10 protein-coding genes and 1 pseudogene are annotated in these 16,004 nt (G+C 58.3%); 9 read left to right on the forward strand and 2 right to left on the reverse strand.

Annotated features, from left to right (window positions below):
- Positions 1–153: 153 nt before the first annotated feature.
- From IFT47_RS19845 to IFT47_RS19885, 9 genes and pseudogenes are all read left to right on the forward strand, one after another.
- The gene (locus tag IFT47_RS19845) at positions 154–465 is read left to right on the forward strand and encodes a hypothetical protein (protein WP_192172230.1); all 312 of its coding nucleotides are present in this window, start codon (positions 154–156) and stop codon (positions 463–465) included.
- A 475-nt stretch (positions 466–940) separates the two neighbouring features.
- Positions 941–1,783, forward strand: coding sequence for an OBAP family protein (locus IFT47_RS19850; protein WP_192172229.1), 843 nt, complete (start codon positions 941–943; stop codon positions 1,781–1,783).
- 89 nt (positions 1,784–1,872) lie between these two features.
- Positions 1,873–2,097 carry a DUF6555 family protein gene (locus IFT47_RS19855; protein WP_192172228.1) on the forward strand — a complete coding sequence of 75 codons (225 nt, stop codon included), beginning with the start codon at positions 1,873–1,875 and terminating at the stop codon, positions 2,095–2,097.
- Between the two features lie 191 nt (positions 2,098–2,288).
- Entirely contained in the window at positions 2,289–3,638 is a 1,350-nt protein-coding gene (locus IFT47_RS19860; RefSeq protein ID WP_407073223.1) for an APC family permease, read from the forward strand.
- Positions 3,639–4,130: 492 nt separating this feature from the next.
- Entirely contained in the window at positions 4,131–6,971 is a 2,841-nt protein-coding gene (locus IFT47_RS19865) for a type VI secretion system Vgr family protein (RefSeq protein ID WP_192172226.1), read from the forward strand.
- Positions 6,968–11,649: pseudogene (locus IFT47_RS27990) on the forward strand (RHS repeat-associated core domain-containing protein). The gene IFT47_RS19865 and the pseudogene IFT47_RS27990 overlap by 4 nt, the downstream one beginning before the upstream one ends.
- Position 11,650: 1 nt before the next feature.
- The gene (locus tag IFT47_RS19875; RefSeq protein WP_192172225.1) at positions 11,651–12,283 is read left to right on the forward strand and encodes a hypothetical protein; all 633 of its coding nucleotides are present in this window, start codon (positions 11,651–11,653) and stop codon (positions 12,281–12,283) included.
- 928 nt (positions 12,284–13,211) lie between these two features.
- On the forward strand, positions 13,212–13,712 hold the full coding sequence (locus IFT47_RS19880; RefSeq protein ID WP_342345361.1) for an SUKH-3 domain-containing protein: 501 nt from the start codon (positions 13,212–13,214) through the stop codon (positions 13,710–13,712).
- Positions 13,713–13,934: 222 nt separating this feature from the next.
- Complete coding sequence (locus IFT47_RS19885; protein WP_192172224.1) at positions 13,935–14,276, forward strand: hypothetical protein; 342 nt, start codon at positions 13,935–13,937, stop codon at positions 14,274–14,276.
- Positions 14,277–14,364: 88 nt separating this feature from the next.
- Here the strand turns inward: IFT47_RS19885 and IFT47_RS19890 are convergent, their stop codons facing one another.
- The gene (locus IFT47_RS19890) at positions 14,365–15,495 is read right to left on the reverse strand and encodes an SMP-30/gluconolactonase/LRE family protein (protein ID WP_244655886.1); all 1,131 of its coding nucleotides are present in this window, start codon (positions 15,493–15,495) and stop codon (positions 14,365–14,367) included.
- Positions 15,496–15,841: 346 nt separating this feature from the next.
- Positions 15,842–15,994: a hypothetical protein gene (locus tag IFT47_RS19895; RefSeq protein ID WP_192172223.1), complete on the reverse strand. Its 153-nt coding sequence runs from the start codon at positions 15,992–15,994 to the stop codon at positions 15,842–15,844.
- Between the last annotated feature and the right edge of the window lie 10 nt (positions 15,995–16,004).

A 16,004-nucleotide genomic window follows, 5' to 3' on the forward strand; every position in this document is an offset into this window, starting at 1 on the left:
GTTCAAGCGTACTGGCCCCCGTGAAACACGGTGAACTAACGAAGCGAGCGATGAACCCATCCCGTTGTTTTCGCGGGTGACCCGCGTCAATCGGGGGGCGTTTTGCCAGTGCAACTAGCGACGGCTACTTATCAATCCAATCAGGAGTTTTTAATGTTCAATCGTGGTGATGTCTATCAGGGCTGGGTGCAACTAACACTCACCGACGAGTCCTACAGCGAGGCGGCGGAAAATGGTTGTCAGCTGGAAGTTCGCGCCCGGGCCAATAACGACTTCGTCGAAGTATTGGTCTGCGTTTACGCAGCGGACGGGGAAAGGGTGGTGGAGCATCTGTTCAGGCTGCCGGCGTCGGAATCGACCGTCGAGCAAGGGCTTGAGCGGGGGCGTGATCAAGCCGAGCGCATTGCCGTTGGAGAGCCTGTGGACTGGGCGGGCACTGAAGCGGTGAGGCGGGCGAGCGACTGACGTGCTCATGATCGTTGGCGAAGTTGCCCGGGTTTTTCGTTGACGGCAGTCATGATGGCTACCCGATATCAACTGACGGGTCGTGTCCACTGCCACTGACGCATAACTAATCCAATGAGCCGCGCTGTTCGATGGTTAAGAGGCTTTGATAAGTGGCGGGTAAGCGGTGCGAGCTGTTTGTTGACCTGAAACGGCACCTATCCGAATGAATGATTCGAGGCTGCTGCCGGACTTAATACATCTCTTTGATTGATATAACGCGTCAACTAACAGTCTTAATTCGCCTCTGAGCCGCTCGTCCCGAAAGTTGACATTAAGGATGAACATACGGCTTCGGCACAGGGTCAACTTTTTACCGGCGCATTGTCTGCCCCGGTCTATTTTCATTTGATTGGATCAATGGGTTCCCCGCCCAGTTATAACGCGGCACGAAGCCGCCCTTGAAAGCCTGAGGCCTCAACTATGGAGACTTTCAATGCGGTCATTCCCTGAGAAGACGTTAGCCTGTTTCAGACCAAGCCTGGCCTTATCGGTCACCTTGGCCTGTGGTGCATTGAGTGGGTGTGCGGGTGATGACACTCGATCCAGTGTGCCGACTCCCGGCAAGCTGACCAGCGCAACCCTCGGCGTGCTCGACGCGGGTGCCGCGACACTGCAGTCGCGTCCGCCCATCGAAGCGCTCAACGCGTATCTGGATGGCTTTCATCTTTATAACGGTCATCCTGACGTGCAGATGGAAGCTCATCACTATTGCTCGGTGCTGAGTGAAGAGTTCATTCAGTGCGTGATTTACGACGGCAATGTTCGGGATGCCAAGTTGATGGGCGTTGAATACATCATCAGCGCTCAACTCTTCGAGAAGCTGCCCGATGGCGAGAAGCGCTTCTGGCACAGCCATGCCCATGAGGTGAAGTCGGGCCAACTGGTGGCTCCCGGTATTCCTGCCACCGCCGAACACGCTTTGATGGCCAAACTTGGCAATACCTATGGCAAGACCTGGCACACCTGGCACACCGACCAGGACAAGCAACTGCCATTGGGCGTGCCCCAACTGATGATGGGCTTCACCGCGGACGGCCAGGCGGACCCGGCCATGGTCGAGCAGCGCAACCGCCGCATGGGTATTGATACCCGGGAGAAACGCTCGGAACGCGCGGACATTCAGGCCCAGCCGGTGCTCAAGGGCGCCGACGCCTGGCAGCACGGCGATGCGGTGCAGTTGGCAGACCCCGCCGGTCGCGCCCACATCATGCAACCCACCCAACCCTCGCCGCCGGGTACCAACAGTCGATCCGCCGGGCCACAAGCGGATCCCTAGTCTGTCGCTCAACCCGCCTGCGGTGAGTCAGTCGTCCACCCAAGATGGAAACCAAACAACGAAATCGACCCCTGCACGAGATCAAGACCATGCAACATACCCAACACTACCGCATCGAATACCTTTTCCATGGCAAGCCACGCTGGTTCTACGTGTGCGCCACGCAAATGGACAACGCTGAGGCGTGGCACTGGGCTGCGGTGGACGCCGGTGTGGCCGACATCCCCAAATACCGGAGCGACAGAGCCATCAAACGCTCCAAGCCCAAGGCCGAGCGATTGGGGATAGATGCGGTGACCTGGAAGCCGGCGTGAAGCAGTAAGAGGGGTGGCGTTCATCAGTGCGCATTCCCGGCTAACGCCGGTCCTGCAACGGCACCGAATTCCCGTAGGACCGGCTTCAGCCGGGAAGCTCTTGGTCGGCTACGCCTCGGCTGGACCGGTTACCCCTGGATCCACACGTTTCAACCAAGCCCTGTAAGAGCCACCTGATTCGGAGCCAACCCATGACGACACCACTTGCTCAGCCAGGCCGAGCACTCAAACGCGCGGTCACAGGCCCCATGCTCCTGCTTTTCATTCTTGGAGACGTGCTCGGCGCCGGTGTCTACGCCCTGGCCGGGACCATTGCCGGTGAAGTGGGCGGGGCGATCTGGGTACCGCTGCTCATCGCCCTGTGCTTCGCGATGCTCACTGCGGGCTCTTACGCCGAACTCGTCACCAAATATCCCCACGCCGGCGCCTCTGCGGTGTTTGCCGGCAAGGCGTTCAAGTCGCCATTGATCTCGTTTCTGGTGGGCTTCTGCATGCTGGCAGCGGGGGTGACCAGCGCGGCGGGGCTGTCGCTGGCGTTCGCCGGCGACTACATGGCGCCCTTCATCGACCTGCCGCCTCATATCGTGGCGCTGATCTTCCTGGTGGTCATCGCCTTGCTCAACGCGCGGGGCATCAAAGAATCGCTGTCCGCCAACCTGGTGATGACGGTGATTGAAGTCTCGGGCCTGCTGCTGGTGATTGTCGCCGCCGTGTGGTTTTTCCGCTCCGGCGACGCGGACCTGTCACGCGCCGTGCAGTTCAAGGAGGGCGTCAACCCCGCGATCGCCGTGCTTGGCGCTGCGTTACTGGCGTTTTATTCGTTCGTGGGCTTCGAGACCTCGGCCAATCTGGCGGAGGAGGTGCGCAACGTGCGCACGGTCTATCCCCGCGCGTTGTTCGGAGCGCTGCTGATCGCCGGGGCCATCTACATGGGCGTCGGCATCGCCGCTGCCACCGTCATGCCTATTGAGCAACTGGTGCATTCCTCGGCACCGCTGCTGGAAGTGGTCAAGGCATCGCATCTGGGCATTCCGCCCCAGTTATTCGCTTTCATTGCGCTGGTGGCCGTGGCCAATGGCGCGCTGCTGACCATGATCATGTCCAGCCGTCTGGCGTATGGCATGTCGCGCCAGGGCCTGCTGCCCAACTCGCTATCTAACGTGCTGCCTGAGCGGCGGACGCCGTGGGTGGCCATTGTCGCAACGACAGTGGTTGCGATCATCCTGACCCTGACCGGCTCACTGGCAACCTTGGCGGAGACAGTGGTCTTGCTGCTGTTGTTCGTGTTTATCAGCACCAACCTCGCCGTGCTGGTCCTGCGCAAGGACACCGTCGAGGCTGACCACTTCCGCGTCCCGACATGGGTGCCGGTGCTGGCGATCGTGTCGTGCCTGATCCTGCTGACCCAGCAAAGTGCCGAAACCTGGCTGCGTGCCGGGGCGCTGATGCTGGTGGGGGTGGCGCTGTATTTCCTTGCGCGAGTGGGCGGGACGCGGCCTGCATTCAACACTCATCTGGCGGACGCCGACGCCGAGTCCTGATCCGGCGCCATGGGGATCGGTGGCGCAACGCCGCCGATTCCTGCCGGACCTCTGAACACCCTGTCACACCCCTCACTTCCCCGTGACTCCCCATCGCCATCATGCGCAAAAAGTTGCGCAGTGACGGTCGCCAATTGCTGGCTTACCGACCTGCAGGGCACGTCGCTCGTGGGCTGCAGAGGAGTGCGCAAGGACTTGCGCAGGGGTGCGCAACTTCTTGCGCACATTTCCCGTAAGTCCTGACCAGGCATCTCGCCCAGCCCGCAAGAATCTCCTGCAAACCCTTGTGGCACAAGGGCTCCGCGCCCGCTGGCACGGCCCTTGATATCTCCGTCGTCCTCTGAATGCGCGATCAACCCCGATCGGTCGTGATTTTCAGACCGCGGAGAGCACTGCCGACGCCTGGCGGTTCGCTGTCCTTCCACGCACTTGCAGTCGTTGATCACCCCCTTTGCATCGACGTCTGCCGCAACAGCGCATAAGGAACAAGGGATGTTCGCACCGGCCAACCAAGCCCAATTCAGCCTGACCCTCAACGGGCAGGACACGTTGTTTCAAGTGCTGTCTTTCACCGGTCGGGAGCGCCTCAACCAACCCTACGAATTCGAGCTGGAGCTGGTCAGCGAAAAGGCAGCGCTCGATCTGGAAAGCCTGCTGCACGCGCAGACGTTTCTGCAGCTGGCCGAGGACGGCACCGGGGTTCACGGGCTGGTTTACAGCATCGCCCAGGGTGATGCCGGCAAGCGCCTGACCCGCTATCGGATTTCCCTGCGGCCTCAGCTGGCTTATCTGGCGCACCGGATCAATCAGCGGATTTTCCAGCAGATGACGGTGCAGCAGATCATCAGCCAGGTCCTGGAAGAGCACGGCATTCTTTCCATCGATTACCGGTTCCAGCTCGGCGCGACCTACCCCGAGCGCGTCTACTGCGTGCAGTACGACGAATCTGACCTGCATTTCATCCAGCGGCTGTGCGAAGAGGAAGGCATTCACTTTCATTTTCAGCACAGCGCCAAGGGTCATCTGCTGGTGTTCGGCGACGACCAGACGGTGTTCCCGAAGCTGGCGCCGGTGCTCTACCAGCAGGACACCGGACTGGTGGCCGACGCCCAGGTGATCAAGCGCTTCGGCCTGCGCATGAACACACGCACCAGCCGCACCACGCGCCGCGATTACGACTTCACCAAACCGAAGTTCCAGCTGGAGAGCACGGCCAAAAGTGCGGCCGTTCCCGACCTCGAAGATTATGACTACCCCGGCCGCTTCGCCGATCGCGAACGTGGCCGCCATCTGGCCAATCGCGCCCTCGAGCGCCACCGCAGCGACTATCGGCTGGCCGAAGGCAGCAGCGATCAACCGCGGCTGGTCAGCGGCCATTTTCTCGCCCTGACCGGACACGCCAACCCGCTGTGGAACGACCTGTGGCTGCTGACCGAGGTTTTCCACGAAGGCAAGCAGCCCCAGGTGCTGGAAGAGGTCATCACCAGCGACGTCACTGACTTGAAAAGCGATTTCCATCAGGGCTATCGCAACCGTTTCAGCGCGACGCCGTGGGATGTCCACTACCGGCCACCGCTGGAACATCCGAAACCGAAGGTGCTGGGCACCCAAAGCGCCGTGGTCACCGGGCCCGACGGGGAGGAGATTTACTGCGATCAGCACGGCCGGGTGAAGGTGCAGTTCTTCTGGGACCGCGAAGGCGAGCACAACGACAAGACCAGCTGCTGGATGCGCGTGGCCTCGAACTGGGCCAGCCAGAACTTCGGTGCGATCAACCTGCCGCGGGTCGGCATGGAAGTCCTGATCACCTTCCTCGAAGGCGATCCCGACCAGCCCCTCATCACCGGTTGCCTGTACCACGGCGCCCATTTGCCGCCATACAAACTGCCCGATTTCAAGACCGTAGCCACGGTCAAGAGCAAAGAATACAAGGGCGGCCGCGCCAACGAACTGCGCATCGACGACACCACCAGCGAGATCAGCATTGCCCTGCGCAGCGATCATGGCGCCAGTGCCATCAACCTCGGTTACCTGACCCATCCGCGACCCGCCGGCGGCCAGCCCCGGGGCGAGGGTTTCGAGCTGCGCACCGACCGCCATGGCGCCGTGCGCGCCGCTGCAGGTTTGCTGATCACCACCGAGCCGCGTCCCAACGAGTCGAAGCACCACAAGGACCTGCCGGAAACCGCCGAACGCCTGGCCACTGCCGCCGATCAGCAGGACGGCTTCGCGCTGCAAGCCAAGGAATTGCAGGCCCAGGAACCCGGCGATCAGGATGACGTCGCCAAAGCGCTGCACGCCCAGCATCAGGGCGTGCTCGGCAGCGGCCCCGCGAACAAAAGTGCCAACGAGTTTCCCGAATTCACCGAACCGCATCTGGTCCTCGCCAGCCCGGCCGGCATCGCCCTGACCACCCCACGCTCCAGTCACATCGCCACCGGCGAGCACCTGGCGTTGAGCAGCACAGGGCACACCAGCTTTTCCGTGGGTAAACGCCTCTTGGCCAGCGCCAGCCAGGGCATGCGCCTGTTCGTGCAAAGCCTCGGCTGGCGTCTGGTTGCGGCGTCCGGCGACATCGACGTGCGTGCCCTGAAGGACAGCATCAACCTGCTGGCCAAACTCAACATCACCGCCAACGCCGAGCGCATCACCCTGACCGCCAAAACCGAACTGGTGATTCAGGGCGGCGGCAGCGCCACCACCTACAACGCCGCCGGCATCACCCACGTCACCACCGGCCCGTACACCGCCCATGCCGCCAACTTCGCCTATACCTCGGCGAAAAACCTCGCGGGCGTGTTCCCCGAGCCCCCGAAGCCGGGGCAGGGCGACCTTGAGTTGTTCAACCAGTACGCGGGGCAGCAAGGGATTCAGGGCGGCGGTTTCGAGGTGATCGATGCCTTGGGCCAGCGGCTTACAGGGTCCCTTGATGCCAAGGGATTCGCGACCGTTCCCGGCGCTGCGCCCGGGCCTGGACGGGTGGCCTTCGGCAAGGACCCGGCGGACACCTGGACGGAGAGCAGCTTCATCGGCAAGCCCGAATGGCCGGTCCTGCCGCCGAGTGCGGGGGAGGTTCCGGCGCTGTTAGAGACGGAGGTTAGCGAGGGGCTGCCGAGCAAGAACTGGGATGCTGCGCACGTCATGGCGGCCGCGGTTGACGCTGGGGCGGCGGGATTGGGCTTGCCGCCGCTGGCGACTGCGGCTCTGCCGATCGCTTCAGGTCTTCTGAGCGGGATGATCAAAAGCGAGAAGCTTCCGAGCCTGCCAGTGCCCACGGTGGATGAGGGCTTGCTTGAAGTGTCGGGCCTGCTGGCCGGCGAGAAGTTGTCATGAGCGCGGGCATTGCAGAGCGCGAAGCTCAGGTGGCGATTGTTCCGCTTGATCTGATTCAGCTTGAGGACGTCGGGGCGGGTGCGGCCAATGTCGATGCCTGGCTGCAGGACATCAGCGGCGGGGTCGTTTCGCTTGAGCGGATCAAGAACGCTGCGGGCTTTTTGCCCGTGGTGGGCAACGTCATGGCACTGGTCGATGCGCTGAATGACATCGTTCGGCTGGCCACGAGCGAAAAGCGCGACCCGCTGGATTGGGTGAGTCTGGGCATCAATTTGATTGGCGTCTTGCCGACGCCGCCGACCATGGCGGCAGCGCGAATGAGCCTGCGGCCGACGCTGTTTCTGGTGCGCCAGGAGATGCGTCAGGCGGGCAAGATGGTGCTTGGCGATTCACTGATCGAGGTGCTGATCGGGCACCTCAATGCCGACATCGTCGGGACGCTTGATGACTTTGTGACCCAGGCGCAGGGGAAGCTTCCGGGGATTCTTGAGGATGCCGGGAAACTTGGGGAAGACGTGCTCTTTGAGATCGCTGCCGGTCTTGAACAGCTGGTTGACCCGAAGCTGAACGCCAAGGCTGATTTGCTTGAGGCCGAGCAGTTGGTTCAGGCCGCTGGGGATCAGTGGGCCTATGACCCCAAGGCTGCGATTTCAAATATCTTCGTCGCGGCTGCTGATCTATGCATCGCTGCAGGTAAAGGCGCTGTTAACGGCGCCGTCGAAAATTTTGTGCCGGAGTCGGTTAAGAAAGAGATAGGTAGACAGGCCAAATTGTTGCGCGCCATGGTGCCGGAGCTTCGCACCAGGATGACTGGTCTGGCGGATCCTGGGGTTCAGAATTCCATTGGTTCGCTGCTGCTCACGCTGGGTGACGCCGTGGTCAGTTGGCGTTCGCGCAATGGGCATGGGCAAGCCTTCAACATCAAGCCGGGGGTTGTTAATCAGGCCAGGCGCCAGGGCGGCGAAGGGAAGCTGGAGACGGTTGGATTCGAGAAGCCTGCGAAAGCCCGGCCTAACAAGCGGAAGAACTGTACGTGTCCGTGCCCTTGTGAATGTGCCTGTGGGTCGACGGCCAGGAGCATCAGCTTTGCGATGGGTTCGGAGTCGGTTAGCCATACCGATTTCAGCCTGCCGGGGCCTTTTCCGATTGAGTGGACGCGGACTTACTGTTCGAGTCTTGATGCGTTTGATGATGATCTTATCGGTGCGCGCTGGATTACGCCGTTTACTACACGCTTCGATCTCGTCGGCGACGGTTTGGTGTTTCATGACTTCGACGGACGCAGCCATGAGTTCCCTCTTCCCAAGGTAAGACTCTTTCACTTCAACGCCATTGAGAACCTGACCGTCATTCGCCTCAGCAAGGATCGGTTGGTGCTGATGCGGGGCCTGGAGCACAGGGAGACCTATGTTAGGCGAGGTCAGCGGTTTGTTCTGATCAATAAGGTTTTGCCGAATGGCGCCGGGGTGATGCTGCATTACGAGCATCGGCATGGTGGGGGGCGGTGCTCTCCGAGCTGGTGACTTACTTTGAGAAAGATGTAAACAAAGTCCATCTTCGCCTGGGCACTTTGATTGATGATCAAGGGCGTTTGACGGGCCTTTGGGAAGTGCGTGATGGCGACGTCAAACGCCAACTGTGCGCGTATCGATACGATGATTTTGGTGACCTTGTTCTGGCTCAGGACGAGAACGGTTCGGCCTGGCGCTACCAGTATCAAAACCACCTGATCACGCGCTACACCGACCGCACCAATCGCGGTCTGAACCTGCAATGGCAGGGAACAGGTCCCGACGCAAAGGCTATTCGCGAATGGGCCGATGACGGCAGTTTCGAAACCCGACTGGCGTGGGACGAAAACATCCGCCTGACCTACGTCACTGACGCTTTGGGTCACGAAACCCGGCATTACTACGACAGCTTGGGTTACACCTACCGCATTTGTCATGCCGATGGCCGTTCCGAATGGTTCTTCCGTGACGCCGCGAAGAACATCATCCGCCACGTCCATACCGATGGCAGCACCGACCGTTACCGCTACGACAAACTCAGCAAACTGACCGAGCACACTCGCGCTGATCACAGCGTGATGAATTACGCCTACGACGATAAAAGCCATCTGATCAAGATCAGCGATGGCGAGGGTGGGTTGTGGAAACGGGACTACGACTTTCGCGGCAATCTAGTTGAGGCGATTGATCCGCTAGAGAACGTCACCGAGTACGCCTACAACACGTTCGGTCTTCCTACGGCGATCAAGGACGCCGACGGCAATACCAAGTCGTTGGCCTACAACGACGCCGGACAACTCGTTAAGTACACCGACTGCTCGGGCAAGGTGAGTAGCTGGGAATACGACGAACGCGGCCAGATGGTTCGCTTCACCGACCCGGCCGGCCATAGCACGACCTACGAGTACAACTTAGGTCAGTTGGCCCTGATCAAACACCCGGACAAGACCGAAGAACGTTTTAGCCGCGATGCCGAAGGTCGTTTGCTGGCTCATTCTGATGGGCTTGAACGCTGCACGACGTGGCGCTACACCGCCGCCGGCTTCATCGCCGAACGCGTCGACGCCGCGGAGCAAACCCTGCGCTACCGCTGGGACAAACTTGGCCGGCTGGTAGCGCTGGAAAACGAGAACGAGCGCCGTGCGCATTTTCACTACGATCCTGTGGGCAGGCTGCTGGAAGAGCGCGGTTTCGATGGGCGTTCTAGCCGCTATCAATACGATCCCGAAACAGGAAGGCTTGCTCAGACGGTGAACGGCCAGCGCACGATTGCGCTGACCTTCGACCCCATGGGCCGTCTCACCGAACGCCGCGCCACCCTCGGCGAACAAGCCCAAAGCGAAACCTTCGCTTACGACGGCAACGGCCATCTGGTCATGGCGACCAACGCCATCAGCAAACTGCAATGGTTCCACGATCCCGCCGGTAACCTCCTGCGCGAGCACCAGCATTACTCGAACCTGGATAAACCACTGGTTGCCGTGTGGCAGCACGAATACGACGCCCTTAATAACCGCGTCGCGACTATCCGCCCGGACGGACATCGCGTCAGTTGGCTGACCTACGGCAGCGGGCATCTGCTCGGCTTGAAGCTGGACGAGCACGAACTGCTCAGTTACGAACGCGATGATCTGCATCGCGAAGTTGCCCGCCATCAGGGCAACCAACTGCTGCAAACCCAACGCTGGGACCCGGCGGGACGCCTGCAAGAGCAACTGCTGGGACGAGCAGACGACAAATCCACGCTCATCAAACGCGCCTACACCTACGACGCTGCCGGGCAGCTCACCGACATCAACGACAGCCGTCGCGGTCCGCTCTCATACCGCTACGACCCGGTGAGCCGCCTGCTCGCCGCAACGAGTCGCCTGGGCACAGAAACCTTCGCCTTCGACCCGGCCAGCAACCTGCTCGATGACAGCGCCGCACCCGTACGCCGCCCACTCGACCCCGAACCGGTCCGCCATAAACTCGTGGACAACCTGCTGCGCGACTACGCCGGCAACCACTACGAATACGATGAACGCGGCAACCAGACCGAGCGCTGGACCAACGGCCTGCGCAGCGAACTGCACTGGGACCTCTTTGATCGCCTTGTGCATTTCCGCGATCCGCGCCTCACCGTTGACTTTGGCTACGACCCCCTCGGCCGTCGCCTCTACAAACTCTCCAAAGCCCACTACCGCCCGCGGCCCGAAGCCGGCACCGGCTGGAATGAAAACGAACACGCCAGCAAAGAGCGCGAGCTCGGCTGCGGCTTCACCCTGTACGGCTGGGATGGCGACAACCTGGCGTGGGAAAGCAGCCCTCCGCCCTATGCCGGCGCGCTAGGCCGCACGGTCCATTACATCCATGAACCCGGCACCTTCGTTCCCGTGGCGCAGGCCATCCGCCACGAAACCATCCGCCTCGTAAGACAACCCACTTACGAAGGGCGCTACAACTTCAAAGAAGATCCGCTCTGGACCTACAAGCCAGTCGCGCTGCCGATTGACGCACTCGCCTGGTACCAATGCGACCACCTCGGCACGCCCCAGGAAATCACCGATCAAAACGGCAACACCGCTTGGAGCGCGCAATACAAAGCGTGGGGCGAAGCGCAGGAACACCATTCTGAATTCGCCCAACAAGTCGGCCTGACTAACCCCATCCGATTCCAAGGGCAGTACCACGACCACGAGACCGGCCTGCACTACAACCGGCATCGGTACTATGATCCAAGGGTCGGTCGGTTTATTAGCAAGGATCCGATTGGCTACAGTGGTGGGCTAAATCTCTATCACTACGTTTCAAATCCGACGGGTTGGATCGACCCACTCGGTTTGCAAAAAGTTGTCGCAACAAATAGCCGTAGGAGCGCAATGAAAAAGGCCCAGCAACATGCTCAGGTACCGCGGTTAGGTAGAGGTGGGGAGGCGATCCCAATGAAAGATCTCAACCTGAGTAGCCATGGAGTGAATTGCAACTGTATGAAAAGTCGCGGGATCACCACGCTAGGGCGCAGGGATAAAAATGGGGTAGCAGAGGTGTTCGAGCATCCAGATGGGCACCCTGACTTGGTCGGAGATGATCAACCAGCTCACCATGAAATTCCACATGTTCACGCCACAAATACAAAGGGTGCGGTAATAGTGTTCACCTACCCGGCAGGACGTAAAGGAATCTGATATGAAATACTACAAGATCTTATGCTTTAAAGCCGAATTTGGTGAGTTTAAAAATCATGCTAACGATTTTATAAGAGAAATGTCCGCGGATGATACTGACGAGTTCGCCTTGGTGATGGCTACGAATCTGCAAGGAGGGGTTGGCTTCGGAACGACGGCCCAAGGTGAAGCGGCTATAAAAGCGCTTGTATCAAAATGCTATTCAGTCGATATAAATAATTTGAGTATAAAAATACCACTGGCGGAAGACGTCGAAGGAATGCCTCGGCTCCTGTTTCGAGGTAAAGCCGGCAAATTCGAAAGGCTGGTTCAAGAACATATGCAGTATGACAAAGACCTCAGGAAACACAACGTGATCTCGAGGCATAGGCCCACAACAATGCCTAAAAGTTCGATGCTAGCTAGTATTGTTCAGGCTCAATATTTATCGATAATCGGAAAAGAGTTGTATGAAGCACTACATGAAAGCTGCCACTACATACTACGAGCATTGGTGTCTGGAGAACATGGTCGTGATGCATTCTTTGTGTTCTCAAAGGACTTGGACTTCTTTTTTAGAGAGTTTGAAGAAATAGTGGGCGGTGATGCCGAGATTCGTTTCGTGAACAGCGTCCGCGAGTTAATCTTTTATTAATGTAGAGCATTATAGGGGGTGACCCCTCTTAATTGTGCAGATAAAAAGCGAAAGTGCGCTGCCCCCTTTAGCTGGCTTAAGAGGCTAAAGGGTACGGACCCCGTTAACTCTAAGCAAAATCTGAGTGAGTTAAAGGCAACACTTCTCAGGAAGGATCTTGCCATCCGTGACGATGCTTTCAAAAAGGCGGAAAATATATCGATAATGCGAGTAAGTGCGGAGGCGCAGATGCTTTTATCAGTCACACCTTTAGAGTGGAAGGCACTAGGCACGAACGTGTTGATCTTGGGCTAAAGGGGACAGACCCCTTTAACTCGCACATGCACAAAGAGGACCCATGTGAAAACCAGCTTGACGATAAAGGAGAGATAACAACCGATCCAGATAAGTACCATATTGGTATTCGTAACCCTAAAGACTTACCTATTGTCCGGGGGAGACCACGCGGATTATGAGCTATGAATTCAGATTAGTATTCGAGGACTCGTTTTCAGCTCGCAATGTCCTTGACTCGGTGAAAACCAGTACGGCATGCATTGGTGCGGCTGGCGAATGTATTTGCTTGAAAGAGCTGAGTGTGAACAGTGAAGCAGCCTATGATGTGAGACTAACGCTAGAGGACTCTAATTCACTCTGGCTCGAAGTAGGCTTTCGATCCCCGAATTTATACGAGTTGCTGAAGGCTGCAATTGACACCAAACAATACAGATGCTTAGAGGGTGGGGGGCAAGATGATGAAGTTCCATTACATAAGGCCTTTCGTCTTAAGCATCCTCCAACACTACAGAGTTGAAGGGGACGGACCCTTTAACTCTCTGAATTCGCCGAAGAAGTCGGCCTGACCGATCCGATCCGATTCCAGCGTGTTCGAATGGGACAGACTCCTTTATTTTTTCTTTATATCTCCCACTAACAGCTTGGTAAAATCGTGACCGACACACTGAACGTACCCCCGCTGATCGAACTTCCTGAAAGCCTGAGCCCGCTGTTTCTTGCCGCAGGCTGGCCCAGCACTTCCACCATACCACTACCGCATTATGTTCCACCCGAGCATCCTGCCGCTGCTCTACTTGAACAGCTTGTCGGGGTGAAGGTAGGCATCTGCGGCGCAGGAGAGGAGTGCGCTACCAGTGATGTCGCCTTTGGCACATTCGAACATCTGCATGGAAGCGAAGACTTCCTTGAGTGGCAGCAACGCCTGGGCAGTACCTTGGTGAGCATCGCCGAAGTCCATCATAGCCACGGAGCGCTGTTGATGGACGAAAAGGGTTGCTGCTACGTCTTGAGCTTCATCCACGACGGACTTTGGATACAGGGGCTGGGCTTTGCTCAAGCCATGGAGAACTTGATATTTGGGCGTAAGGCCGGTGGGCAGGCGCAACTCGCAACGCCAGGCGCGATACCGATCTTTTGCACCGGCACCCTATGAAAGACCTGCCCTGCGTTGGGGGCAGAAAATCTCGCTCGCCTGCGACCAATCAGGCTTAGAGGGACTGTTAAAGGGGTCGGACTCCTTTCGCTCAATAAAGTGAATCCTTCTGAAAAACACTCTAGATGATCATGGCACCGGCACGACGGATCCAAACAAAAGTCATATCGGCATTCGTATTCCCATTGATTTACCCACAGTTCGAGGGAGGCCGAATTGCTCATGAGTCATGAATATAGATTGGTATTTTCCAACGATCTTACAGCTCAGCGCATTATGGATTCTTTAAAGGCGAGTGAGTCTTGCGTTCGAGCAGATCAAGAATTTTTGTACTTGAAAGATCAAAATTCTAAGCCTGAAGCGGATTATGACGCACGCTTGAGCCATGATGATGACAGTACACTATGGCTTGAGGTCAATTTTAAATCGTCGGCGCTACATGATCTAGTGCGCGCAGCGCTGGAGAATAGGCCATGCAAGTGTTTGAGTGAGGGGGACGTTAATGAGGAAGTTGAGCTGAGCGAGGCATTTCAACTTGGACATTTTCATATTTTCGGACTGTGACACTTAAATCCTTAAGGGGACGGTCCCCTTAAGTCCAAGAGTGCGGAGGTAGACGGTCGTTTGACCGTCTTGTGATCCAGCCAGCCCCTTACACCACAAACCCAGTCCCACGCGTATTCACAAACAACGAATAAATCGAGTGACTGCTCGCCATGAACAACCGATTCCCTTCGCGTCCGCCGAAGCACAGGTTCGGGCAGCGTTCTGGCAACGAAATGTGCCCGATGGCCTTGCCCTGGGGGTTGAAGACCCGCACGCCGTCGAGTTTTTCGAGGTCGGCCTTGGGGTCGCCGTTGCCGCCCCAGCCACACCACAGGTTGCCCGCTTCGTCGCACTTCATGCCGTCGATGGCGGCGTAGTCCAGGCCTTCGATGTGTTTGCGGCGGTCGCCCAGGGTGCCGTCGTCCTTGACCGCGATGGCCCAGATCAGGCGGTTGGGTTTGGCGCGACCTTCGACGACGTACAGGGTCTTTTCGTCAGGGGAGAAGCACAGGCCGTTGGGGCCGGCGAGGTCGTCGATCACCCGGGTGACATTCCTGCTCTCGCCGTCGATGCGGTAGACGGCGTGGGGCTGGGTCGGGGTGATTTTGTGGCCTTCGTAGTTGTTGCTGGTCTGGAAGGGCGGGTCGCTGAACCAGATCGAGCCGTCGCTTTTGCAGACGATGTCGTTGGGGGAGTTGAAGGGTTTGCCGTCGAAGCTGTCGGCCAGCACGGTGATGGTGCCGTTGTATTCCGTGCGGGTGATGCGCCGGCCTTCGCTGGTCGTGGTCGAACCCTCGCAGACGATGAGGCGGCCGTGGCGATCGCGGCACATGCCGTTTGAGAAGTTGGAATGCTCGCGGTACACCGTGAAGGTGTCGGTGATTTCGTCCCAACGCATAATGCGGTTATTGGGAATGTCGCTGACCAGCAAGTAACGCCCGTCGCCGACCCACACCGGCCCTTCGGCCCAACGCATGCCGGTGGCGAGTTTTTCCACGCTGGCGTTGAAAACCCGCAGTTCGAGAAAACTGTCGTCGAGAATGTGAATGAGCGGATCCGGGTAACGCTGGCTCAGGGGTTCTGCGGCAGACGCGAGGCGGGGCAGAGCGGCGCTGCCCACGGTGGCCAGCGTGGCGGAAACAGCGAGGGATTTTTTCAGGAAACTGCGGCGCGTGTTGCCGCTTGAGTGACCAGCGGTTTCAGCGTGCGGGGGCAAGGCGGACAGGAATGAGTCCATGTAGCGATCTCCGTTCTATTATTCTTTTACGGGCCGCTAGTAATACCTCGTGATAAGACATCGTACAAGTGAATGATGGGTGGGTATCCAGCTCACCCTCCGACGATATCGGTGCGCAAACAGGCCTCTTCCCGGCTAAAGCCGGTCCCACTAAAAGCAACGCGTGCAGCCAGTGGGACCGGCTTTAGCCGGGAAGCGGTTGATCTGCTTTTGATCTTCAAACACAAAAAGTTCAGACACCACAAATCGCGACTTGGGTGCAGGCTGAACGCAGGGCCCACGGAGCGAGACCGGAGTGAAGGAACCCTGACGAAGGAAGGGCCAAACCGAGAGCAGGCACCCTTGGTTACTTGGGGTGCTTTTCCAAGTAACTCGCCGAAGGCGAAACGTCTGCCCCTAGGCAGACGCTCTTGATCTTGATCTTGATCTTGATCTTGATCTTGATCTTGATCTTGATCTTGATCTTGATCTTGATCTTGATCTTGATCTCCAACGTCATGCAGGCGGAA

It is taken from the genome of Pseudomonas sp. CFBP 13711 (genome assembly GCF_014842265.1).
Classification (GTDB): Bacteria; Pseudomonadota; Gammaproteobacteria; order Pseudomonadales; family Pseudomonadaceae; genus Aquipseudomonas.